At 73.4% G+C, this 24261-nt stretch carries 13 protein-coding genes; 1 reads left to right on the top strand and 12 read right to left on the bottom strand.

Translation table 11 applies throughout. The features are described 5' to 3' along the window. Nucleotides 1-28: 28 nt before the first annotated feature. The 9 genes from ACZ6K0_RS11100 to ACZ6K0_RS11060 form a co-directional block, all read right to left on the bottom strand. Nucleotides 29-1135, bottom strand: a complete 1107-nt coding sequence (locus tag ACZ6K0_RS11100; RefSeq protein ID WP_469231595.1) for a metalloprotease — start codon at nt 1133-1135, stop codon at nt 29-31. Beyond that, nucleotides 1132-2304, bottom strand: a complete 1173-nt coding sequence (locus ACZ6K0_RS11095; RefSeq protein ID WP_469231593.1) for a lantibiotic dehydratase C-terminal domain-containing protein — start codon at nt 2302-2304, stop codon at nt 1132-1134. Before ACZ6K0_RS11095 ends, ACZ6K0_RS11100 begins: the two co-directional genes overlap by 4 nt. Further along, complete coding sequence (locus tag ACZ6K0_RS11090; RefSeq protein ID WP_469231591.1) at nt 2301-5168, bottom strand: lantibiotic dehydratase; 2868 nt, start codon at nt 5166-5168, stop codon at nt 2301-2303. The genes ACZ6K0_RS11095 and ACZ6K0_RS11090 overlap by 4 nt, the downstream gene beginning before the upstream one ends. 12 nt (nt 5169-5180) lie before the next feature. Beyond that, nucleotides 5181-6854 (bottom strand): nitroreductase family protein, encoded by a 1674-nt coding sequence (locus ACZ6K0_RS11085; protein ID WP_469231590.1) that lies wholly within the window; start codon nt 6852-6854, stop codon nt 5181-5183. A gap of 41 nt (nt 6855-6895) precedes the next feature. Further along, nucleotides 6896-8920: a TOMM precursor leader peptide-binding protein gene (locus tag ACZ6K0_RS11080; protein ID WP_469231588.1), complete on the bottom strand. Its 2025-nt coding sequence runs from the start codon at nt 8918-8920 to the stop codon at nt 6896-6898. Beyond that, entirely contained in the window at nt 8917-11163 is a 2247-nt protein-coding gene (locus ACZ6K0_RS11075) for a TOMM precursor leader peptide-binding protein (protein WP_469231587.1), read from the bottom strand. The genes ACZ6K0_RS11080 and ACZ6K0_RS11075 overlap by 4 nt, the downstream gene beginning before the upstream one ends. 232 nt (nt 11164-11395) lie before the next feature. Continuing rightward, a complete protein-coding gene (locus ACZ6K0_RS11070; protein WP_469231585.1) occupies nt 11396-13423 on the bottom strand; it encodes an AfsR/SARP family transcriptional regulator in 2028 nt (675 codons plus the stop codon). A gap of 763 nt (nt 13424-14186) precedes the next feature. Further along, the gene (locus tag ACZ6K0_RS11065) at nt 14187-15998 is read right to left on the bottom strand and encodes a methyltransferase (RefSeq protein ID WP_469231584.1); all 1812 of its coding nucleotides are present in this window, start codon (nt 15996-15998) and stop codon (nt 14187-14189) included. 213 nt (nt 15999-16211) lie between these two features. Next, a complete protein-coding gene (locus tag ACZ6K0_RS11060) occupies nt 16212-17426 on the bottom strand; it encodes a 4-hydroxybenzoate 3-monooxygenase (RefSeq protein WP_469231582.1) in 1215 nt (404 codons plus the stop codon). Nucleotides 17427-17802: 376 nt separating this feature from the next. Here ACZ6K0_RS11060 and ACZ6K0_RS11055 point away from each other — a divergent pair, with 376 nt between their 5' ends. Next, complete coding sequence (locus ACZ6K0_RS11055) at nt 17803-19407, top strand: alpha/beta hydrolase (protein ID WP_469231581.1); 1605 nt, start codon at nt 17803-17805, stop codon at nt 19405-19407. Between the two features lie 106 nt (nt 19408-19513). Here the strand turns inward: ACZ6K0_RS11055 and ACZ6K0_RS11050 are convergent, their stop codons facing one another. The 3 genes from ACZ6K0_RS11050 to kynU all read right to left on the bottom strand — a co-directional run bounded on the left by ACZ6K0_RS11050 (nt 19514) and on the right by kynU (nt 24225). Continuing rightward, nucleotides 19514-20887, bottom strand: coding sequence for an amino acid permease (locus ACZ6K0_RS11050; protein ID WP_469231579.1), 1374 nt, complete (start codon nt 20885-20887; stop codon nt 19514-19516). 177 nt (nt 20888-21064) lie between these two features. Beyond that, complete coding sequence (locus tag ACZ6K0_RS11045) at nt 21065-22834, bottom strand: LVIVD repeat-containing protein (protein ID WP_469231577.1); 1770 nt, start codon at nt 22832-22834, stop codon at nt 21065-21067. 179 nt (nt 22835-23013) lie between these two features. Then, nucleotides 23014-24225 carry a kynureninase gene (gene kynU / locus ACZ6K0_RS11040; protein ID WP_469232197.1) on the bottom strand — a complete coding sequence of 404 codons (1212 nt, stop codon included), beginning with the start codon at nt 24223-24225 and terminating at the stop codon, nt 23014-23016. Nucleotides 24226-24261: the final 36 nt, after the last annotated feature.

Genomic DNA, 24261 nt, shown 5'->3' with positions numbered 1-24261 from the left:
CACTCATGTGGTGCGCGGTTCCTTCGGGTCAGCCGAGCAGGTGGAGTACGAACGTGATCGTGGCCGCCGCGGCGAGCAGGACCACGGCGGTGGAGCCGAGCGCGTACGCCGTGTAGATCCGCCGGGCCCGAACCGGATAGTCGGCAAGGGCCTCGGCCCCCGCGGCCCCGCGGCGACGCAGCGCCAGATAGGTCCGGGTCTCGGGGGCGAGGTGATCGGCTCCGAGTGCGTGTCCGAGCATCCGGTACCCGTCGAGCGGCGGCAGCGGTACGAGATTGCTCAGCGCCTGGATCGTGCCGAACACCAGGAGGCCGGCGAGCGGGGAACGCTCCGGCGCGTCGGCGGGGAGCAGGAACCACCAGACGCCGAAGGGCAGCAGGAGCAGCATGTTGAGATGCGCGCCGGCCCCGGCGATGACCAGCTTGGCCCTCCGGCCCGGCAGGAAGAGGTAGTTGTCCACCGTGCAGTAGAGGAGGGCGGCGGGGAACCGCCAGCGCAGGCCGATCTCGGCGACGTGCCCCCCGTAGTGCTGGGCGGCGACGCCGTGCGCCAGCTCGTGCAGCGTGATGCTCGCCCAGAGGAACAGGGCGACGCCCATCAGCGCGAACGGCTGCCGGACCAGTTGGGCGGTGCCGTCGAGCAGTTCCCCCGACCGCCATGCGAGCGCGCCGATGAGGACGAAGACAGCCGCGAGGAGCGGTATTTGGACGGCCGGGTGGAGGAGAGGACGCAGGAGGCGGTGGAGTCGGGCGGTGGTCGCGTCGGCGTCCGCGACCATCGGGCGGGTGCCACGCCAGAGGGAGTTGGGGTGCTGAGGGGCGGCGGTCGGAGCGGCCGGATCGGGCGCGCCGACGAGGAGGCCCCGGGTGCCGAGGAGGCCGAGGAGCCGGTTCCAGTGCTCCTCGCCGAGCCGGCGGCCGAACCGTTCCGCGTACGCGGGCGCGAGGTCGTCAAGGGTGCGCGTGCCGTCGAGACGCGACATGAGGAAGTGCTCCTTGATCCCGACCTCGAACGCCGCCCCGGTGACCGGGTGTCGGACGAGGTGCACGGTCCGGGGGCCGCGCAGGAGGGGCGGGCTGAGGAGCACCCCCGGCCGGAGGGCGGGGCGATAGGCCCGCGCCGCGGTGGCCGTCATGCGTCCGCCGCCGCGACGTGCGGGTCTCTGAGGACCTGGCCGAGGACGAAGGACAGGTAGGCCTCGTCGCGGATCGTCACATGCAGCCGGTTGTTGGTCATGTGCATGTACGGGGAGAGGAGTCGGGGGAGGACCGACGGCAGATGGGTGAGCGGCGCCGTCGGGACGGCGTCCGCCGGTTCCGTGCGCACCTGCCCGGTGTCCTCGCGGGCGGGGCCCTCATGGAGCGGGAACAGGAGCTCGCCCCGGCCCGTCAACTCCTCGATGCGACTCCGCAGTTCCAGGCAGTGCGCCGCCCAGCCCCGCAGGAAGGACGGCAGCCGCTCCAGCTCGCCGCTCGCGTTCGCGGCCCGGACGGCGGCGAACCGGCGGCTCAGGACGGGCGCCATCTCGGCGTAGTTCCGCTCGTACTCCTTCGAGCCGATGAACCCGGTCCCGGGGAAGGCCCGGTGCCAGAACGCGTAGTAGCCGTCCAGGTAGTCGGCGAGCCGGTCCTCCTCCGGCAGGAAGCAGCTCGCCATCACCATCATCAGCTGCGCGGAGGTGCCGAGCAGCACGGTGCGGAGGTGGAGGTTCATGGTGCGGAAGGCGTCGACGACCAGCTCGCTGGAGTGGCGGAAGTGCCACTCCGCGAGCTCGACGCCGGCCGGGCCGCCGTACTTGGCGTACTCGGGGGCGTACGGCTCCTCGCTGAGGCTGTTGTTCGGGCGCAGCCTCATCCGGCCGTCGTCGCCCATGTATCGACCCCGGTCCTCCCCGGGGAACTCGATGTCGAACAGTTCGTTGTAGAAGTCCTTGAGGAAGCCGGAGTCGACCTCGTACAGCGCGGGGCGGCTCTTCAGGAAGGCGGTGAGCGCCTCCTCGGCCCGCCGTCTCACCTCGGGAGCCGCGGCCGGGCTCGCGGGGCGCAGCCGCAGTCGCACGTGCGGGCCCTCCAGCCAGTAGTTGATGAAGAAGTGACCCGCGAGCAGCCCCTCCGCGGTGAGCCCGGCGACGAGCGGCCGGACGCAGTCCACCAGCATCGGCCGTGGGCTGGCGGCGTAGAAGACGTGCAGGGCGATCCACTCTCCCGGTTCCTGGACCGGGGAGCCGGGAGCACCCTCGCCGGGGCCGGGGCCGGGCGTGACGCGGGGGACGGGGGCGGGGTGCGGGGGGATCAGTTCGGTCATGTCGGGCAGTCCTCGGTGCGGTGGCGGTAAGTGAAGGTCTCCACGGCCAGTTCGGCCACGTGCCGGCCCTGGGCGGACGTCAGATGCAGCGCGTCCTCGGCCGGGCACATCTCGCGCAGCGCCACCCCGGTGCCCGGCTCGCGGTCCACCAGGGCGTCGAACGAGGTCAGCGACAGCGGACTCGCGAAGTCCACGTACACGGGCTTGGCGCCCAGGGCCCTGCGGCCCTCGCGGAGCACCGTGGCGAAGACCTGGTCGGGCAGGCCGTGCCGGTGCTGCCAGCGCCGCCACTCCAGGTACCACGACGCCTCGTCCGCGCCGGGGCGGCGGACCGGCAGCACGGCGGCGTCCGCCGTCCAGCTGCGACGGCTCAGCACGATGTCGCCGTGGACCACCCGCGGCCGGCGCGTGACGCCGTCGACGGCCGGACCCTCGGGGACGCCGCCCCAGACATCGGTCGGTGTCATGGAGCTCGGCGAGAGCAGCAGCAGGGTGCGGGGGATCTCCGGCAGGGCCACCGGAACGAGGTACCCGAGATAGACCGGGACGACCTCGCGGTCGAGCCGGCGCGAACGCAGGACGAGACGGTCGGTCCGCTCGTCGTGCTCCAACGAGAGGTCGCTCAGGTCGAGTCGGGCATCCTCCGGAACCGTGGACGTCTCGCCCGGGCACACGATCTGGTAGTCCGTCAGCCTGCCGTGCAGATTGAGGTTGCTGGTGACGGGACCACCGGTCAGCTCGGCGAAGACGGCCCCCCGGGGCTGACGGTCGCGCAGCTCGGCGCGCAACCGCTCCGAGAGTCCGGCCCCGCCGGTCGGGACGGCCCCCGGCATCCCGTCGTAGACATGGGTGAAGCGGCTGAAGGGGAAGGCGAGTCCGCCGTACGAGCGGTTGAGGACCACACGGGGGCGCGCCTCGCCGTCCGGGGCGGGCAGGGTCACCTGGAGGTGATGGCTCTGGGGGACGAAGTCGTCGACGAGCGGCTCCAGCGCACCCGACACGGCGGCGAGGAGATCGGCGGGCAGCCGCAGCTCGTCGTCGGTCCCGTTCCGCTCCCACGCCTCCCACAACTCCCGCATTCCCGCGACGAACTGGCGGCGGGCGCCGTCCAGGCCGCGCAGCGCGGGCTGGCCGAGCCAGTTCTCCTCGGGGACGTACTCCCCGTTCGCGTCGAACGCCGTGCGCTTCGCGGCGAAGGAGACGTACTGGTCGAAGAAGTCCTCGTGGAAGTCGTGCACGAGGCCGAGCAGGTCGTCGCAGCGGCCACCGCGCCCGAAGCGGGCCAGGAAGAAGCCGTGCAGGGTGATGCGGTGGGGCAGCGTGAGGTCGAACATCGGCAGCACGCCCTCGACCGCCCGCAGGGCCCGTCCTGTCGCACCCGTCAGAAGTCCCGTTCCGCAAGGCAGGTCGGAGCCCGCGCTGACGTCCTCGTAGAGAAGCGTGCGCGGCAGTGTGGGCTCCTCCGCTCCCAGCTCCCTCTGGACGTCGAGGAGTTGCTCGCGCAGGGTCCGCAGGATCGCGCGCCGTCCGGCGAGATCCGCGGCGGGGTACGCAGCCAGGCAGGCGGCCGGTCCGTCCAGGGCGTCGGCCACCGAATCGGCCCACGAGGCCGCCAGGTCACGCAGGGCGAGCTGGAACGAACGCAGCGGGTCGGGGCTGTGCACATCGGTGCGCAGGCACGGCACTTGGACCATGCCGAGCTGGAGCAGCGCGGCCGCGTACCGCTCGCACTCGCCCGGGTCGGCACCGTGCTCGGTCCTGAGCCACTCGACCAGGTCCCGGTGGCGCAGTCCCGCACGCTCGTCGAGGAACGCGAGCAGACGCTCCAGGGTTCCGCTGCCCCGGAGGTAGAACAGCCGGTCGCGGACGGAGTCGAAGGTGACGGACGCGTCGTCGTCGCCGCTCGTCACCCACTGCCGTACGTAGCGGATCCGGTCCTCGTCACGGCCCCAGCCCGGGGACAGTACGACGGGGAGGTCCTGGCGGCGCACGGGATCGGCGAGGATCAGCTCGGCGAGTCGCCCCAGGGCGACCACATTGAGCCGTACGTGACCCTTCCAGGCCTCGGGCCCGCCGACGCGCAGGTCGGCGCCTTCGCCGGGCCCGGCGTCGAAGATCCCGGTCGCGACCGGGGTGAGGGTGCTGAACGGGCTGGTCTTGCACGCCGTGCGGTAGAGGTACGCGAGCGCCGACCGTTCGATCTTGCGCATCCGCTTGCCCGGGTCGGCACGGGTGTCGCCCAGGTAGGCGTCGAGCCGGCTGTCGAGCACCGGTGACGCCAGGAGCAGTCCCCGGCGCAGCGGCTCGCCGGCGAGCGCGGTCCGCAACGCGACGCGGGCGGTGCGCAGTTCCTCCGCGAGGAGGGCCGGGCCCACGCCGAGGAGGCCGCCGTACGCGACGCGGTCGTCCAGCCAGGCTGAGACGTGTGCGCCGGCCGTCCCGTCGAGTCCGGTCACCAGCCGTACGGCCGCGGCCGGGTCGGCTGGCAGTCGGTTGTTGAAGATCTGGCGGCGCAGGGCGAGGAGCGCCCGCCGGGCGTCGTCGCCGACGGCGTCGGCCGCCTCGACCAGGGCATGGAGCTCCTCGCTGAGGGCGGCGCCGCCGGCGGCGAGACGTTCCTCACGGGTCAGGACCTCGTCGGCCCAGGCGCGGGTTCGCGGGCAGCGCAGCCCGTGCACGGTCTCCACGGGCAGACCGGCGGCGCGGAGCAGGAAGCGCCGGCCCACCTCCCATGTGACGGGACGGGGGAGCGGGGTGTCGGCATCGGTGCCCGCATCGGTGCTGTTCCCGGTCCCGGTCCCGGTCCTGGTGCCGGTGCCGGTGCCGGTGCTGGTGCTGGTGCTGGTGCTGGTCAGCAGTGTCATCGCGGGTCCCCCTCAGGCGATCTCGTGACGGAAGTCGGCGGGGCCCGGGCGTTCGTTGCCGAGCGGCATGATCAGCAGCGGCGCCTCCGCGGTGCCCTCCAGGCCGAGCCTCTCGACGAACGACACGTTGTCGAAGCCCAGGGCCACTCCCGCGCCGAGCGACAGGGCGGACGCCGCCAGATAGAACGTCTGGGCCACGGCCCCCGCCGTGCCGACCGCAAGCCGGTAGCCGCGGTCCCCGACCGCGTCCAGGACGGCCGTCGTCCGCACCGTCGGCACGAGGACGACGCCGGCCCGCTCCAGGTTGTAGTTGGCCAGGAAGTAGTTCTCCTGGAGGAACGCTCCCTGCGGGCCCGGGACCACGAGCGCGAGATCGCCCGTGTCGGGGTCGTAGACGTACGCGCCGGGCGCGATGTCCCGGACGTGGTTGATGAAGGCGTACAGACGGACCTGCCGGAGCGTGCCGTCCGGATCGGCCTCCCCGCCGAGGGACGTCGCCGCGCAGGCCGCGAGCACGGACGACAGCTGGCCGGGCGTGACCGGGTCGGCCGCGTCGAAGCGCCCGAAACTGCTGCGCCGGCTCCGCAGGACGCGGCGCACCGACACCTCGGGGAAGGCGGGTGCGGGCAGAGGGACCCGGGTGCCGCCCGTGGGGACGGGCCGGGCCGCCGCCGGGGCGAGCGCGCCGGGCGCGGGCCGGTCGGCGGCGCCGGCCACGGTCGTCGCGTGCATCGCGAGCACCGTGGGGAACTCGATGACGGTACGGGAGCGCTCGACGTCCCGGTGCCGCACCGCCGGGTCGGGGCCGTCGGCCACCGCCGCACGAGGCACGGTGCGGTCGCCGTCCCAGCGCAGGGGCACGACGGCGAACACACCCTCCTCCTCGCCGGCCGTGCCGAGCAGGCCGTTCAGCCGGGGCTCGTCGAACCACAGGAGGGGCGCGGTTCGCAGCCCGTGAGCGGCGGCCCAGATGCGCCAGGTCTGCACGAGCGTCCCGACATCGGTGCAGACCACATGGAAGCCGAAGCTGTTGTACTTGAAGGCCGTCTGCCAGTACTTCACGCCGAGGATCAGGTACTGGTCCGTCTCCAGGGCCTCGGCGGGGGCGTCCTGCCCCAGCGCCTCGCGCACCCGGGCCGTCACGTCCCCCGTCGACAGCCGCTGTACGGCGTGCCGCTGGACGTCGTAGTAGTGGATGCCGGGCGTGAGCGGGCCGGAGGGCCCCGAGGCCCAGTAGACGCCGACCGGGTAGAGACCGCCGCCGCCCGCCGTGCCGCGGGACCAGTTGGCGTGGGGGTAGAGCGGCAGCCCGGACAGGTCGCTGTTGGCCTGGATGCCGAGCCGGCGGCCGGTCAGCCCGTACGAGTCCTTGAGCATCGCGGACAGCAGGGGGAGGGTGAAGCCCCCGGGCGCCCCAGGCGCCCCAGGCGCCCCAGGCGCCCCGGGCGCCCCGGCCGGTCCGGCCGGTGCGTCGGCCGCGAGCCTGTCGCCGGACCGGGGGAGAAGGCCGGCCCACGCGGGCGCGTCGGCCAGGTCGTCCCCGTCGGGCAGGGCGTAGGACTCCACGCCCGGGTAGAACTTCCCCCTGCGCGGCCCGTCGGGCCAGTCGGGGACGAAGTCGGCGGGTTCCATCGGAACGCGGCCGCGGTGCAGGACGGCATCGGCGTACTCATGGGCGTACCCCATGGGGTCGGCCTCCTTTCGGACGGCGTGCGGGACGGGCGCCGCTAGGGGAAGGGATGGGGGGCGGGGTGGAGTCCGGCGGCGCCCAGGGCCGCGCGCATCCGGGGCATGTGGCGGGCCCGCTGCCGGGACCAGCCGAAGTCGATGGGCAGGAGTCCGGGCACCAGGACCTTGACGGTGTGCAGACCGAGCGCGCGCTGCTCCGGCAGGGTCTGGTCGACCACCACCACGTCGAAGCCGGCGGCCGTCACCGCTCCCACGGCGCGCAGCAGGTCCTCACGCAGGTCCGTGGCGACGGTGGCTCCGTCGGCGTCCGGCCACGCGAGGTCGGCCACCGCGAGGGGAGGCCGGCGGTCCGGCTGCCGCAGCAGGAAGTCGGCGTGCCGACCCATCTCCGGGACGCCGTAGACCAGCGGATGGTCGTGGAGGGTGGTGACCCGGTCGAAGTCGGCGGCCATCGCCCGCAGCCGCGCCTCGTCGCGCCGGGTCCGGCCGACGAGGTTGACGGAGTCGGTGGCGATCTCGCAGAGCGCCGAGTCGAGCGCCGACTCGGGATCGAGTCCCGCGCCCGCGCCGAAGCACATGCGGCCCACGCCCCCGTCGAACCGCTCGGCGCAGGCGGTGACCACCGGGACCGGGAGGTCGGCCCGGGTGTCGAAGAACCGCGCCCGGTAGCCGTACATGGCCAGCCGGTCGACCATGTGCCGGGTGCTCGCCCGGGAGCTGGTCGACGGGTCGATCTCGCGCAGCGGCACCTGCCCGTACCAGGCGCGCAGGAAGGCGTCCCGCTCGATGACCTCCATCAGGCCGAAGTAGACGGCCTCCTCCGTACTGCCGCCGGACGCGCACCCGTTGGAGCTCTCCTGCACGAACCGGTTCTCCAGGCCCGGGGCGTGGTAGTACGCCAGGATCTCCGGCACCGCGCGCGGCGCCGCGTCCCGCAGCGACCAGCCCCACACCCAGGGGATCTCCCGGTCCGGGGCGAAGGGCCGCACCCGGGGGTTGTCGCGGTGGAACCCGTCCGCGTACAGCCCGGTCTCGCGCGGGTCCACGGCAACCGGGCCGAGGTCGTCCAGCGACGCCCGGAGACGCGCCGTCCGGGTCCGGGCGCGCATCCCCGCGTAGCGCTCAAGGCCTTCGAGGACCCCGACGCACACGCTGCGCGCGTAGGTGTCGGCGTGGCCGCCCCAGAACGTCTCGCGCAGGTACTCCCCGGAGCGGGACGAGAAGCAGCCGACGGTGGCCGAAGTGGTGGCCGAGGCGACGTCGCAGACGACGGACGGGCCGATCGCGCCCCAGTGGGGGTTGGCGAACGCGTCCAAGGGCAGCCGGTAGTCCTCGATCCGGCGGACCCGGAAGACGCCTGGCCGGTACTTGGGTGCCGGACGCAGCGTCAGCGTGGCGGCCTCGGCGGTGTCCTCCTCGGGCGTCCCGCAGGAGGGACACTCCGGGTCGGGCACGAGCGGATGGCTCCGCACGGACAGGGTGTCGAGGTCGATCAGATGGACACGGGGGTACGGGCCGGGCTCCGGCCCCCGTTCCGCCAGCCCCGCGATCAGGGCGGCGACGGTGGCGACGGCGAAGGGGACGGCGTACGGCCAGTCGCCCGCGGAACGGGTCTCCGACCCGAGCTCGAGCCCCTCCCGCAGGGGCACGGAGCGGACTCCCTGCCAGCGGCGGCGGAGGCAGGTCGCGCAGCCGGCGCGGTCCGCGTTCCCGGCGGCCCCGGGCGACACGGGCCACGGGCCGACGAAGACCTGACGCCCGTAGAGATGCACGGGGACCGGGCGGCCGGCGACGGCGGAGTCGTGGCGGGGGCCGGGTCCGTCGGCGGTGTCCGCGTACGCGTCCCGTACACCGAGGGCGGCGACCGTCACGGCCGGCAGGGGGCTGCCCGATACGGCCCCGATCGCGTCGAGCTCCGTGCGCAGGGCGACGGCGAACCGGGACGAGGACCCGGCGCGCGCGGGCGCGGCGGGGGCACCGGAGGTGTTCGCGTGCGGCAGGGGCGCGGTCCGGGCCTCCGGCGGGGCCACAGCCTTGGCTCGGGCCACGGCCTCGGCTCTCATCGGGCTTCCCGGGTGAGCAGGACACGTACGGTGTGGATGCCCGCCGTCGGCAGGTCGCCGGCGTGCGTCGGGACGACGAAGGCGTCGCGGCCCGCGGCGGCGAGGCGTTCCAGGACGTGGGGCCACTCCACGGGGTCGCCCGGTGCCTGCGCGGGCCCGTCGCCGGTGACCGGCACGAGGCCCGGGGCCAGGTCCCGCAGCAGCGGGTCGCCCTCGTCGGTGGTCCGCTCCTCCCCGGCGAGTTGGACCACTCCCAGGAGGTCCCGGATCGCGTCGACGGCGGCCGAGGCCAGGTCGAGGGCGGCGCCGACGGCCCAGCGGCTGGGGGCCGCGTCACCGGGCGCCGTCCGCGCGATGACGACCGACGCGCCGGAGTGCGCCCGCTCGCCGAGGTCGAGCAGCTCGACGGTGAGGCCGAGCAGTGCGGCCGACCGGAGCAGGAACGTCGTCTCCGGGGCCGCGCCGAAGACCTCGGGTGCGATCAGGGCGGTGTCACCGGAGCCCGCGACGGCCCGGCACAGCGCGTCGTGGGCGAGTGCCGACAGCAGCCCCGCGGCCGCCGCGTCCGGGAGGTCCGAACCCGCCCCGGCTCCGGCCCGGGTGGGCTCGAAGCGGCGGTCGGCGTTGTCCGGGCCGAAGGGACGCACGGCGCCGGTGGGCACCCGTACGACTTCCTTGGTGAGGAGCGAGGTGGCCGGTGTCCAGCTCGTCGTACCGCCCGCCCCGCCCGTTCCCGATGCGATGGTCAGGGTGTCGGGGGCCACCGGCGGCAGGGCGTCCAGCGGCTCCGCGAACGCGGCGGACGGGACCACGTGTTCGGCGTAGACCACCGCCGCCGCGTTCAGCGCCCGTAGCCGGGCACCGGCGGTGTGGTGTACGTCGAAGGCCGTGATCGTACGGGTGCCCCGCGGCCCCAGACCGAGGACGACCGAGCCCACCTTGAGGGGGGTCTGCGTCAGCGGCTCGTCGGCGTACGACCTGAAGACCCCCGTGAAGGGGCGGACGAGCGCCGAGCGCCGCTCCAGTTCGGCGAGCGGCCCCTGGGCGGCGTCGTCGTCGGGGGCGGTGGCGACCGTCGGCAGGAAGGCGGGACGCGCCGGCGCCGACGTCACGTCGACCGGCTCGGGCAGGCCCGCGACGGACGAGCAGAACGGACAGCGCGGGTGGGCGAGCAGCGGCTCCGACGCGACGTCGAGGCTGGCCATGGACTGGACGAGCACCCGGTCCCGGGTCTCGGCCGGCAGGGCCTCGGTGACCAGCCGGAACACCTCGTACCCGAGGAGGTTCCCGAGCATCGCCGCGAGCGGCCCGGCCGGCTGGGTGCCCGGTGTGCCGGTGCCGAGGGCGAGACCGCTCCACAGCTCGGCGGCGTCCGACGCGGCGGTACCACCGGCCGCGCCGAGCCGGAGCGCGGCGCAGGACCAGCAGGACGCCGAGTCCGCGGTCGTCACGGGGCCGACGACGGCCGAACCGCCGAACGTCCAGGCGGGCAGCAGCGTACGACCCCGGGGCACGCCCTCCCGCAGCAGCGGCAGCACAAGGCCCGGGACGTCGGCACCGGCGGCGGCCACCACCACGTCGTACCCCTCGTACGAGGACCAGGCTTCCCGGCCGCGGACCGTGTCCCGCCCCGGCAGCAGCGGCAGTTCGACGGGGCAGCCCTCCTCGGCGAGGGCGGCGGCCTCCTCGCGGACGGCTGCGAACTCCTCCCGTGTGACACCGGCGTCGCTCTCGGCCAGGGAGCGCTCGACGCCCACGGCGGCGCAGCCGTTCCGGACGAGGGAGAGCACGCACCAGCGGGCCACCGGACCGTCCCCGACGACCGCGACCCGGGTCTCCCGGAAGCGCGCGAAGCGGCTTGCGGCGGCGTCGGCGTAGTGGTCGATGTACGCGATCTGCGGGGCGAAGCGGGCCGCGGCCTCCGGAGAGGGCGCGGGCGCGGCGGGCGTCCCGTCCGGCGCCGGCACGGGGCGGGCGAAGTCCCGCCCGTAGAGCGCCTGCACCAGCTCGCCCACCATGGCCTTCTGCGCGTCGCCGAACCCCGCGCATATCTCCTCGACCGCTCGGCTGCCGTCCAGGTACGGCATGAGGAGCGTGGCGAAGCGGTAGCCGGACTTCGCGGTGAGCTGGAAACCGCCGTCGGCGTTGTGGAAGATCACGCCGTTGGGGGTCTGCGTGAACAGGACATCTCGACGGACTCGGGGCCGGGTTCCGGCGATCTCCGCGTACGACGTAAGGGTCATGCGTGCGTCACACCTCTCGTTACGGGGCGGCGAGACGGAGCCCGGGGTGGTGGGCCGACTGCTCTGCTCGGGATGCTGCGGGGGACGGACTGCGGGGCGTGTGGGTGTACGGGGTGTGCGGGGCTTGCGGGGTGTACGGGGTGGTCTCGGGTACGTGGGGCCCCCGGGTCTGTCCGGCGTCCAGGGACCGGCGTCCTGGCTTCGGCGGACGGGCCGGGGAGGGGCCCCGTCGTCACCTCATGGCGGCCGGCCTGCTCCCGTCCAGCTGCGGGAACTCCCCGTGCCGGGGCGGGCGCAGCAACGCGGGGGCGTGGCCGGCGGAGGAACCCGCCGCACGGCGGGCGTGCGCCCGCAGCAGATCGTGCGTCCAGAAGGCGCCGGGCTGCCCCTCCTCAAGGAGGCCCGCGTCGAGGAGGTCCTCGATCACCTGCTCCGCCGCGTCCTCCGGAAGGCCGAGGAGCCCGGCCGCCCTGGCGGTGGTGAGCGGGTCGTGGGGCGACGAGGCGAGGCGCAGATGGGCCTCGGCGAGCGCGGGAGGGAGCCGTCTCAGGGCCTCGTCGAGCCGCTGCGGCACCGACATGCGGGGGTCGTCGGCGAGGCTGAGCCGGCCGACGGGGTCGTGCCGGAGCCAGTCGGCGTAGTCGGCGAGGCGCAGCCGGGGCCGGGTGAGCAGCCGGGCGGCGGCGATGCGAAGGGCGAGCGGATGGTGGCCGCAGGCGGTCGCGAGGGGGACCGCCGCGGTGGGCTCGGCGGCCATCCGGTCCCGGCCGAGGACGGTGGTGAGCAGCGCCTGCGACTGCTCCGGATCGAGGGCTCCGAGCCGGTGCACGGTGCCGCCGTGGGTGGCGACGAGCGCGGCGAGCCCCATCCGGCTGGTGACGATCGCCGCGCCGCAGGCGTACGCGGTCAACAGAGGGCGGACCTGATCGGGGTGGACGACGTCGTCCAGGACGAGAAGGACACGGCCCCGGCCCGCTCCGGGCCGTACGCGCAGTGCGTGACGGAGCTCGGCTGCGGCCTCCTCCGCCGGGCGGGGACTGCCGTCCGGACGGGTCAGCGGCACCAGGAGGCAACCGTCCGGGAAGTGACCGCTCACCAGGTGGGCGACGTGCAGCGCGAGGGCTGTCTTGCCGATAGCGGGCGCTCCGGAGAGGACGGCGAGCGGAGCCCGCTCGGGGCTCCCGCCGGGTCTCTCGGTCGTCAACAGCCTTACCAGAGAGTCGACTTCGTGCTCCCGTCCGGTGAAACCGGGGACGGTGGGAATCGGCGGGTGCGGCGGTGGGGCGCCGTGGACGCCGGGCTCTGCGGAGTCCGAAGGGCCCTGCGGGCGCCGGGAGTCGCGAGGGCCGCGGCGGCTGTGAGGGTCCCGAGGGCCGCGCATGTCCTGAGGGGGCGGGGTCGCGTCCTGTTCCACCGGTGCGGAGCCGCTGCCGGCGGAGGCGGGTGGGGGCGGGGGCAGGGAGGGAACGGCCGCGCTCGGCGCCGTCGTCAGCGCGTCCGGCCTTCGCGCCGCCTCGACGCGGCCGAGGTCCTCACCCCGCAGGATCGCCAGTTCCAGACGCTGGAGTTCGGCCCGCGGATCGACGCCGAGCCGTTCGCGCAGGTGACCCTTGATCCTTCGGTACTCCGCGAGGGCCTCGGTCTGCCGGCCCGTCCGGTACAGGGCCACGATCAGCTGCTCGGCGAACCGCTCGTGCGCCGGGTATACGCGCGTAACCTCCCAAAGATCAACGAGTGCTTCGCGACATCGGTCGTGCTCCAGTTCTATGTCGCAGACTCGCTCCAGCACCCTCAGCCGCTCCTCGGCGAGGCGGGGCACCTCGTCCCGGTGCAGCAGGTCGGAGGGGACGTTGGAGAGCAGGCCCCCCTGCCACAGGGCGAGCGCGCTGCGGAGTGTGTACAGCTCGGAGCCGGTCCCGGACGACGCGGCCCGCTCGACGAGCCGGCGGAAGTGGAGCAGGTCGAGCGTCTCGGCGTCGGCGTCGATGCGGTAGCCGCCGGCCACCGCGACGACGGCCTGGTCCTCGATGCCGTACTTGGCGAACAGCCGCCGCAGGCGCAGGACGCAGCTCTGCAGGGCGGTCTTGGCCGTCGTGGGGTGTTCCTCGCCCCAGACGATGTCGCGCAGCCGGTCGGTGGAGACGACGGAACCCGGCCGGACGAGCAGCGCGGCGAGCAGCGCCGTCGGTTTGGAGGGCGGGAGCATCACGACGTCCCGCCCGTCGGTGACGCTCAAGGGCCCGAGTAATTGGAATCGCACCGTCGTGTTCGCCTTCCTCGTCCGCTGGTACCAGGTGGGTCCCCAGGCCCTGTCCGGTGGATCAGGGTCGGGTAGGCCGGACAGGCCCTAGGGATGGCCGGAGCCGTGCGGCCTGGGGCGGGAGGTCGGGGGCCGGGCGGGTGCAGCGGGCATGACGAACCACCGGGGAAGGCAGGGGGGAGGCACGGGGGAACTGCGGTGCGCTGGGCTGCTGCGGTCGCCGGAGCGACCTGGTGGGAGCGGGGATGACCCTGGTCGGCGTCAAGGTCAGCAGGGTGCAGGAGGAAAGTACAGCGGCGGTGCCGCGGAGGGGACGGGGTCTGAGCCCTTCTGGACATCCCCCGGGGCGTGGTTGACGTTGCGGTGCGGAGCGTGCAGCGCGGCCGGGGGCGAGGGGCCAGGAAGCGGGATGATGAGGTCATGACAGCCACTGTCCGATATTCGGACGTCCGTCGAGGGTGGGCCGACGCCCTGGGGAGATCGTCGGCCGGGTACGCCCGAGGTAAAGAATGGCCACTTTCCGACCGTCCGGCATCGGCCCCTGTGGCCATGAACAGTGGCGGCCCCGGGGGTTCCTGTGGCGGGGGCCGCGCCGCCCCCGCCAGGCGGCTCACCCCGCGGCCCGTGGCCGTCGTGAACGACGCATCTCGACGGAGCGTCCTGTACGCGAACAGTGGATGAGCCGGGCCCCGCCACCGCCGGAGGCCACCCGGAAGGTCACGGACCGCGGGCACGTCTGATGACTTCAGGCCAACTGGTGACTTCAGGTCAACAGGCCGTGGGCATCCGCCGGGCCCGGCCGCGGGGCCTTGCGGGCGTGCAGGACGTGGGCCTCCAGGGGCAGGGGAGTGCGGTCGACGAGTTCCAGCCCGGCGTCGCCGAGCAGCCGGGCGTAGTGCTCGGCACTCCGCTCGCGGCCTCCGACGTTGCACATCATGTGGAGGTCCCAGGCGGTGGCCAGCGAGGGGGAGCCGTCGGTGGGGAGGAGCCGTTCGACGATCAGCAGGTCGGCGTGGGCGGGCATCGCGCGGGCGCAGTGACGCAGGATCTCGCGGCACCGGTCGTCGTCCCAGTCGTGCAGGATGCGGGAGAGTACGTAGACGTCCCCGCCGTGCGGCACATCGGCGAAGTCGCCGCTGCGGTAGTCGCAACGGGCGCCGCACTCCGTCGAGCCGAGCGAACGGCGGGCGGCTTCGACCGCGTGGGGGCGTTCGAGGAGCGTGCCGCGCAGGGACGGGTGTGCGGTGAGGACGTGCCCGAGCAGCTCCCCGTTGCCGCCGGCCACGTCGACGACGGTTCGGGGTGTGGGGGCCTGGGCCGCCGCGGTGATCACCGGGTGGGCGGGGAGCGGCTGGAACATCCGGGAACTCGCGGCCATGGAGCGGTCGAAGAGGTCGGCCAGTTCGGGGTCGCGGGCGAAGTGGTCGAAGTGGTTCTCGCCGAAGAGGTGGTCGAAGCCGGGCTGTCCCGTTCGTACGGAGTGGTCGAGTGCGGCGAAGGAGCGGTAGAAGGGGCCTCCGTACATCAGCGCCAGGGGGCGCATCGAGTCCGGACGGTCCGCGAGGAGCAGGCGGCCGAGCGGGGTGAGGCGGAACGCGCTCTGTCCGAGGGCGGCTTCGGAGACTTCGACGTCCTCGGCCACGACACCGAGCATGGTGAGGTAGCGCAGGAGCGTGCCGAGGCCGTCGGGGTGGGTGGCGGTGCGCCGGGCGAGTTCCCGGAGACCGGTGGCGCCGGCGGCGCCGGCGGTGTCCATGGCCTCGGGCAGGCGCAGGCGGGCGAACGCGGCGAGGGCCTGTGTGGTCCACGCTCCGGTGAGCAGGTGGAGGAGCGTTTCGGCGGGTCGCTTCGTGCCGGGGCGTTCCCCCAAGTGGGCGGCGAGGACCGTGCGGTGGTCGCCGGGAGCATAGAGCTCGAGGCGGCGATAGCCGCACGTCGAGTCCGGGGTGGTGAAGTAGAGGACGGTTCCGTTCTCGTGCGGGTTGTACCCGCCGCCGTCCGGGCGAGCGCCGTGCCTGCTGAGCACCGCGCACAGACCGCGCAGCACGAGCGGCTCGGGGTGCTCCAGTTCGAAGGCCAGGTGGGTCTCATGGCCGAGGGCACGCTCGTGCGCCGCGATCGGCTCCAGACCGGATCCCGCGGGTACGGCGAGGGCGAACACCTCCACCGCGCGGGGCTCGTCCGCCGGGCCGTGGACGCGGGGACGCAGGATCCGGACGTCGAGATCTGCCACGTCGTGGCGGTGGCGCCGGGCCAGACGTTCCCGTACGACGACGCTGGGGTGCGACGGGGTGTCGGCGGCGAGCCCGCTCACGGCGAGGAGGTCCCGCAGGTGCTGCGGGTCCCGGGGAAAGAGCAGGATGCCGACGTGGGCGAACCGGCAGTACGCGGCCACGGAATCGAGTTCGGGACCGTGCAGGCCGGGCAGGAGGAGGGGCAGCAGCGTCGCGCTCTCGTGGTGCCGTACGAAGGCCGCTGCCGCGCGCAGGCGCGCGGCGTCATCGAGAAGCATCGTTTCACCGGGCAGCGGAGCCGCGCCGGGGAGGTGGGCTTCCACGGGGAGTGTCGTTGTCATGACGGGGGTGTCCTCAGGTGGGAGCTGGGGTGGAGGGCATGGTGCGGCCGGGGTGCGGCCCGGTGAGAGGGGAACGGCGCTCGGGAACGGCGCTCGGGAACGGGACCTGGCACGGCGCCCTGGACAGCGCCAGGGATGGCACCAGGGGAAGTGGGGCCCGGGGCGGCACTCAGGAAGACGGGATCAGGACGGCGCCCGGGGCGCGCCACCGCCTCAAACGCCGACGTAGTTCTCGGCGAACCAGTCCTGGTGCGCCCGGGAGGTGCGCAGGGAGTCGAGGCGGGCACGTCGCACGGCGGCCTGGAAGAACGATCCTCCTGACCGGTCCTGCCCCGGCAGTGCGTGGAGCAGCCCGGTCATCCACTGGGTGAACTCCTGCGCCCGCCAGATGTACGCCAGGGACTGCGCCGAGTAGCGGTCCAGGGCTCCACCGTCCTCTCGGTGGAGGGCCTCGGCCAGGGCTCCGGCCAGGAGCTCCGCCTCCAGCACCGCGAGGTTCGCCCCCTTCGCGGCGGCCGGGGCGGTCAGGCTCGCCGCGTCGCCGGCGAGCAGGAGCGAGCCGTGACGCAGGGGTTCGACCACGTCGCACGCCAGGTCGACGACGCCGCGCTCGATGATCGGTCCCCTGCGCAGCGGGCCGTGCTCCTCGGCGCGCATCCTCAGGTCGAGTTCGTCCCAGATCCGCTCCTCGGACCAGGCGTCGGCAGGGGTGCCGCGTCGACACTCCAGGTAGTAGCGCGTGACCTGGGGGCCGCGGGCCATGTGCCCGGCGAAGCCGCGGTCGTGGACGGCGTAACCGACGGCGTCGAGGCTGGGCGGGGCCTGGGCGAGCAGGCCGAGCCAGCTCACGCCGTGGTCGTGATGGTGACGGACGGCGTCCGGCGGCAGCGAGCGGCGGGCGGCGCCGTGGCGTCCGTCGCAGCCGGCGACGTAGCGCGCGTCCCACCGGACGGGGCGCCCGTCGGGTTCCCGCGTGGAGACGTGGGGGTGGGTGCCGTCGGCGTCGTGGACGGCCAGTGCTTCGGTGCTGAAACGGATCTGCCCGCCGGCGTCGACGTAGCGCTCCAGGAGGTCGGTCACCAGGTTCTGTTGCGGGTAGGCGGTGTGCCGCTCGCCACGGCCGAGGTCGCCGTAGTCGAGGCGGAATCCGCCGTCGGCGGTCCGGAACTCGCATGTGCCGTGGGAGCGTCCGTCGCGGTGCAGTCCGTCGGCGAGGCCGTGGCGGTCCAGGATCCGTACGGTGTTCGGCGCGAGGAATCCGGCCCTGGCCCGGGTCCGGATGTGGGAGCGCGTGGCCCGTTCGAGGACGACGCAGTCGATCCCCGCGGCCACCAGGAGGTTGCCGAGCACCAGGCCGGCGGGGCCGGCGCCGAGGACGACCACATCCGCGAATGCGCGTGACGCCAGGCCATTCTGATCTTCTGTCATAGCCTGGGAATGATAAGCACGGAGAATCCCGTGGATGATCATGAGTAATTCGAATGCCGTAATAGGGAGAAAATCAGAAGAGATCGGAAGAGTGATTCTCCGCGTCGTGAAAATGCGGTGCCGGCGGCCCTGTTCGGCGCTGTTCGGCTCGGACCGGCGGCGCCGGCGGAGGCGGACGCGGAGGCGGCGCAGGCCGGACGCCAGGGGGCGGACGGGGAAGCGGCACGTCGCGTTCTCCACCTCGGGAACCATTCCGCCGGGCGCTCTCCTCCTGTGGTCGCACGCGATGCCGTCCGGGGGAGGGATGCGCACAACTGCCCGCTGCACAAGGGTGCATGAGACGGATCACCCACCTCCCGCAAGGATCTGACTCACTGTGCGAAGCAGACGAATAGCACCCCTCGTGGCCATCAGCGCGGTCGCGACCCTCGTCCCCGCTCTCACGCCCGCTGTCGCGTTCGCGGACGCCCCGGCACCCCGACGGGCGGTGTCCGCCGACCCCGACCTGTTGAAGCAGTACACCCAGCAGACTCCGCACTGGAAGCGCTGCGAGGCCGAGGCACCGGCGAACTACCAGTGCGCGACGCTCAAGGTGCCGCTCGACTACTCCCGGCCGGGCGGCAAGAAGCTCGACGTCGCCGTGTCCCGGATCAAGGCGACCAGTCCCCAGAAGCGCCGCGGTGTCCTCCTGCTCAACCCCGGCGGCCCCGGCGGCCCGGGTCTTGACATGCCCCTGTGGATGGGCCCGGAGCTGCCGACCGAGGTGAAGGAGCGGTACGACCTGATCGGCTTCGACCCCCGGGGCGTCGGTCAGAGCTCACCCGTGAGCTGCGGTCTGAACGGCGACGAGCTGAACTGGCAGCGCCCGTACAAGGCCGCGACGTTCGCCAAGGACGTCCGGTGGGCGCGGACCGTGGCCGACAAGTGCCGAGCGAAGGCCGGTGACGTCCTGCCCCACCTCACCACGCGCAACACCGCGCGGGACATGGACGTCATCCGCGCCGTGCTCGGCGAGAAGAAGATCTCGTACCTGGGGTACTCCTACGGCACGTACCTGGGCGCCGTCTACACGCAGATGTTCCCCAAGCGGACGGACCGGTTCGTGCTGGACAGCGCGGTCGACCCGCAGCGCATCTGGCGCGGCATGATCCAGGTGTGGGCCGAGGGCGCGGAGCCGGCGTTCAAGCGCTGGACCACGTGGACCGCCGAGCGCCACGCCACCTACGGGCTCGGCGACACCCCGGCCGAGGTCGGCAGGACCTTCTGGGACCTGGTCGCCCAGGCGGACCGCAAGCCGATCGACTTCCAGGGCACGCTCCTGACCGGCGACGACATCCGCGCCGGCCGGGCCGTGTTCTTCGACGTCAAGGGGGCAGCCGAGGCGATCGCCGAGCTCAAGAAGGCCGCCGAGGGTACTCCGTCCGCGGCGCCGTCGAAGCGGAGGACGTCGCCCCGACCCGTGCCGCCGTCGTTCGCCCGCGCCGTCCCCTCCGACAACTCGGACGCGGCCTTCTGGGCCGTGGCCTGTGCCGACACCCGCTCGTGGCCGCGCGACCCGGAGCAGTACCGCCGCGACGCGATCCGCGACAAGGCCCGGTACCCGCTGTACGGCGACTTCGCGTCGAACATCAAGCCGTGCGCGTTCTGGACGAACGGGTCCGAGCCCGCCACCACGGTGAACAACTCCGTCGGAGCGCTCATCCTCCAGAACGAGTGGGACTCCCAGACCCCGCTGGTCAGCGGGCAAGGGCTGCACCGGAGCATGAAGGGCTCCCGGATGGTCACCGTCCTCGACGGCCAGGGCCACGGCATCTACGGTTCCAAGTCCTGTGCCGACAAGACCGCCACCGCCTACCTGACGACAGGCAGGCTGCCGGCCGCGGACCTGGCCTGCCGGGCCACGCCCGCCCAGGCGCAGAACCGTCCGGACCTCCCGCTGCCGACGCCTCCGGGCCTCCCCGGGCGGCAGGACCGCTTCTGACCGACGCGGCTCACCGCACGTGACACGGGGCCCCCGCAGCGCTGCGGGGGCCCCACTGTCGTCACCGGTGCGACGGCGGCACCGCCGGTCTCCGGCCCGCCGTCCCTCAGGTCCTCCGGGACCGGCGGAAGACGGTCAGGGCGTAGCAGCCGAGCAGGACCACGGTGAAGGTGAGCCCGACGCCCGCCGCCTGGCGCATGTCAGGGACCTCGATCGCGGTGGCGGCGACGGCCAGCACGCCGGCCCCGGCCACGAGGGCGAGCCTGCTCCCTCCGGGGATGCTGAACCCCGTGAACTCTTCGGGATGCGCGTCCCGGTGGCGCCGGAAGGCGACGTACGAGGCGAGGATCAGCAGCCAGACGAGCAGCACGGCGAAGAGCGCGATCGACATCAGGATGCCGAAGACGCCGGCGACGTCGTAGAAGGCGAGCAGCGCGGCGGCCGCGATGCCCAGGGTGGAGGCGGCGAGGGCGTTGGCCGGGACGCCGCGCGAGGTGAGGCGGGCCAGGGGCGCCGGGGCGAGACCGTCGTCGCCGAGGGAGTGCAGGAGCCGGGAGGCGCCGTACAGGTGGGCGTTCGCGGCGGAGACGGCCGCGATGAGCACGACGAGGTTGGTGAGTGTCGCGGCGGCGGGCACGCCGACGTCGGAGAAGACCCTGACGAACGGGCTCGCCTCGACACTGCCGTCACCGGCGGCCAGACGCTGCCACGGGATCAGGGCCACGACCAGGGTGATCGCCAGGACGTAGAAGACGCTGAGCCGCCAGGCGAGCTGGCGCATCGCGGTGCGGATGGAGCGCTGCGGGTCGGTGGCCTCGGCCGACGCGATGGCGACGACCTCGAATCCGGCGTACGCGAACATCACCACGGACATGGCGATCCAGACGGACTTGGGACCGTGCGGCACGAACCCGCCGTCGTCGGTGAGGTGCGCGAAGCCGGTGGCCTCGTGGTCCGGCAGCCCGAAGAACACGAGGAAGGCGGCACACAGGATGAACGCTCCGAGCGCGGTCACCTTGATGGCGGAGAGCCAGAACTCGGTGGTGCCGAAGGACTTCACGTTGATGATGTTGACCGCGAGCACCAGCGCCGCGATCGCGAGGATGGCCGCCGACATCGGCACGCCGGGCCACCACCAGCGGATGTAGAGCGCGGAGGCGACGACCTCCGTACCGATGACCACGACCGCGCTGAACCAGTACGTCCAGCGGGTGACGAAGCCGGCCCAGGGGCCCAGGTACCGGTGTGCGACGGCGCCGAACGAGCCCTGCACCGGATGCGCGGCGGACATCTCGCCGAGCAGGACCGCGATGACGGCGACCAGGACGGCGCCGATCGCGTACGAGATGATCACCGCGGGTCCCGCGGCGGATATCGCCGACCCGGAGCCGAGGAACAGGCCCGTCCCGAGCGCGGAGCCCAGGCCGATCATCGTCGTCTGACGAGGGGTGAGGGAGCGGACGAGGCCCGTGTCCTTCACGGGCTCGCCGTGCGCGCCGACGGATGAGGCGGGAGGCGGAGGCGAGGCGGGAGCCTGAGAGGACGTGGGGGCCTGGGCGGGTCTTTCCGGAGCGGCCATGACGGGTGTCCTTCCGTACGGGTGCGGGGCGGCGGTGCTGCGGGGGCGGGGGCGGGAGCGGACGGGCGGGTCCGCGGATCAGAACTCGCTGGTGCGGAAAGGCCTCTCGGGCCGGTTGAGGTCGGGCTTGCCCAGCACCTTCGGCGAGGACAGCGCGTAGATGCCGTGGTTGGTGAGCACCCAGGCGATGTTCCGGTCCCACTCCACGTACACGCCGTGCGTCTGGTTGCCGTACGCGTAGTCCGGCGTCCCGGTGCCGTACGCCTTCGGCACGAAGTAGGCGTCGATCTTCGGCGCGGCCGGGTCGGAGACGTCGAAGAACTGGACGCCCGCGTTGTAGAAGCCGTACCCGAGCACGCCGGGGGTGTGCCGGCCGGGGTTGGTGTAGGAGCCGGTCCGCTTGGGGCCGAAGCTGCCGCGGCGCTGGCAGAAGTCGGTGAAGCCGGCCGACGGCGGCGGGGTCGGGCGGGGCAGGGCGCCGACGACGCGGGGGTTCTTCGGGTCCTTGGCGTCGATCTGGTAGACGTCCTTGTACGGCTCGTAACAGTCCTCGGTGAGGGGGTAGCCGGAGTAGTAGACGATTCCGGTCCTCTCGTACTGCGAGACGTCGATGTTGTCGCCCTCGGTGCCCGAGACGGACGGCGGCAGGTCCAGGTGGCTCACGGTCCTCATGTCGGCCGGGTTCGAGATGTCGAGGACGGTCAGGCCGTAGCCGCCCATGGCCGCGAACGCGTAACGCCCGCCCTGCTCCACGGGCTTGGGGATGAACAGCGGCATCCGTGCGCCCATCCAGCTGGTGCGGTTGCCGCAGCGCGGGTTCTTCCGGTACGCCGCGTCCTCACCCGTCCGCTGGCCCGGCAGGTGCCAGGTGTCGAGGAGCTTCGGGTGGGCCGGGTCGGCCATGTCCCAGGACTGGTAGCCCGCCGAGTGCAGGTTGGTGGGGTACTCCGTGCGGGAGTACGTGTCGTCGGGGGCCGTCGCGATGAACATGTACCGCCCGCCGGTCCAGTACGGCGTGTCGAGGGAGCCGGAGCCCTGCTGCGCCGTGTCGGGGTCGCTCCTGAGGGGGTCCTTCTGGGTGGCGTCGGTGGAGACGGTCGCGAGGAGCTTCCAGTCCTTCTTGCGGGGGCCGTCCAGGCGGAAGACCTTGAAGCCCTTGAGCCCCGGCTTCTCCCGCAGCTTCCTGACGCCCTCCGGGTTGTTGTACTTGTCGTGCGCCGGGTCGTCCGTGAGCTCCTGGATCTGCCGCTTGTCCTCGAAGCTCTGCACCATGACGTAGGCGTCGAGCCTCTCGTTCCACTGGACGGTGGAGGCGCCCCAGTAGTCGTTGGCCGCCCAGTCGCCGTTGGACCTCGTCTCGTCGCCGTCCACGTCCCCGCGGCTCATCCGCTCGACGACCTTCACCTTCCTCACGTCGGTGATGTCGTAGACGCGACCCTCGGAGCGGTCGTACTGGAACATGTAGCGGCGGCCGTCGAAGTCGACGATGTTCTGCCAGGTGTGGAAGTGGTCGGGGGTGAAGTCCTCGCCCTCGTAAGCGGCTTCGACCTTCATGTTCTTGATGTACGAGCGGGTGTCGTACTCCTCGTTGCGGCCCGGGAAGGAGTGCTCGTGCTCCTCGTCGACCGGGGTGAGGGCCGGGTGGCGGAAGGTGTCGTCCAGCTGCATGCCGTACGCGCCGGGGTCCGCCGGCTCCGGGCGGCGGTCGGCGCAGACCTCGGGGATGTCCGGATCGCGGCCGGCCGCGGTCGCGGTGGTGGCGCCGGAACCGCCCGGCACGAGGAGGGTCGCGGCGGTGGCGGCGGCGACTGCCGCGGCCAGGGTCGTTCGTGTGCGGAGGGATCGCATGGGCTGTCCTCGGGTTCTCGGCGGCGGAGAGTGGACGTGCGAAGGGGGTGCCGGCCGCGCGGAGGCACGGCACGGCTCGCCGGTACGGAGAGACCGACCGGCGTGGACCCGGTCGCGCGGAGGTCACGCGGGTGCGGTGGCCTCGGGGATCGCGCGAGCCGGGTGGTCGTGCGAACCGGTCAGGTGACCGTCGGCCGCCGCTGGAACGCGGCAGCCAGGTGGGCGCCCGAGGACACGATGTCCCGCAGCGCGCACACGGCGTGCAGGACGTCCGCGTGCGAGACGTAGAGGGCGTTGAAGCCGAACCGCAGCAGGTCCGGGGCGCGCATGTCGCCGATGATCCCGCGCGCGGTGAGCGCGGCGACCAGCGGGTACGCCTCCGGGTGCCGCAGGGCGACCTGGCTGCCCCGCCGTCCGGGCTCGCGCGGAGTGGCCATGGTGAAGCCCATCCCGTCGAGGAGGGAGTCGGCGCACTGCTGGAAGAACCCGGTCAGCGAGAGGCTCTTGGCCCGCACGGACTCCATGTCCACCCCGTCGTACGCCGTCAGCGCGGCCTCCAGGGCGACCAGCGAGAGGAGGGCCGGCGTTCCGATGCGGGCCCGGGTGATGCCCGCCGCGGGGGCGTACGTACCGGCCATGGCGAACGGCTCCGCGTGCCCGTGCCAGCCGGTGACCGGGTGGTCGAAGGCCCGCTGGTGACGGTCGGCGACGTAGGCGAACGCCGGGGCGCCGGGACCGCCGGAGAGGTACTTGTAGCCGCAGCCGACCGCGAAGTCCGCCGCCACGGCGTCGAGGGCGATCGGCAGGGCGCCCGCCGCGTGGCACAAGTCCCAGTGCGCGAGGGCTCCCGCGGCGTGCGCGGCGGCGGTGAGCGCGGCCATGTCGTACAGCTCGCCGGTGCGGTAGTCCACCGGGGCGTAGGCGGCGACCGCGACGTCCGTCCCCTCGGCGGCCAGCACCGCGGCGGCCTCGCGTGCGGGCACCCGGCGGACCTCCAGGCCGAGGAGCCGCCCCACCGAGTCGGCGATGTACTGGTCGGTGGGGAAGTGGTCGGGATCGGTCAGCAGCAGCCGCCGGCCGGGGCGCAGCCGGGCGGCGGCCAGCAGGGTGTTGAACAGCTGGACGCTGGTGGAGTCCCCGGCCACCACCTGCCCCGGGGCCGCGCCGATCAGCCGGCCGATGGCGTCGCCGGTCCGTACCGGGGCCTCCCACCAGCCGTTGGCGTTCCAGGAGCGGATCAGGTCGGTGCCCCACTGCCGGTGCACGGCGTCCTCGACCGCCGGGGGGACGGCGGCGGGAAGGGCGCCGAGGGAGTTGCCGTCGAGGTAGACGACCCCCTCGGGGAGGAGGAAGCGGTCGCGGACGTGGGCGAGCGGGTCGGCGGCGTCCAGCGCGGCGGCGCGTTCGGCATGCGCCGTGGTGAGCTG

Source organism: Streptomyces sp. NPDC042346, assembly GCF_055581845.1.
The sequence above is the reverse complement of the archived record's forward strand: the minus strand, read 5'-3'. Positions and strand labels throughout refer to the sequence as shown.

Coding starts and splice junctions, on each gene's coding strand:
- ACZ6K0_RS11090 (WP_469231591.1), bottom strand. CDS start 5,168: ATGACACTGCTGACCAGCACCAGCACCAGCACCAGCACCGGCACCGGC.
- ACZ6K0_RS11085 (WP_469231590.1), bottom strand. CDS start 6,854: ATGGGGTACGCCCATGAGTACGCCGATGCCGTCCTGCACCGCGGCCGC.
- ACZ6K0_RS11075 (WP_469231587.1), bottom strand. CDS start 11,163: ATGACCCTTACGTCGTACGCGGAGATCGCCGGAACCCGGCCCCGAGTC.
- ACZ6K0_RS11045 (WP_469231577.1), bottom strand. CDS start 22,834: ATGCGATCCCTCCGCACACGAACGACCCTGGCCGCGGCAGTCGCCGCC.
- ACZ6K0_RS11065 (WP_469231584.1), bottom strand. CDS start 15,998: ATGACAACGACACTCCCCGTGGAAGCCCACCTCCCCGGCGCGGCTCCG.
- ACZ6K0_RS11080 (WP_469231588.1), bottom strand. CDS start 8,920: ATGAGAGCCGAGGCCGTGGCCCGAGCCAAGGCTGTGGCCCCGCCGGAG.
- ACZ6K0_RS11095 (WP_469231593.1), bottom strand. CDS start 2,304: ATGACCGAACTGATCCCCCCGCACCCCGCCCCCGTCCCCCGCGTCACG.
- ACZ6K0_RS11100 (WP_469231595.1), bottom strand. CDS start 1,135: ATGACGGCCACCGCGGCGCGGGCCTATCGCCCCGCCCTCCGGCCGGGG.
- ACZ6K0_RS11060 (WP_469231582.1), bottom strand. CDS start 17,426: ATGACAGAAGATCAGAATGGCCTGGCGTCACGCGCATTCGCGGATGTG.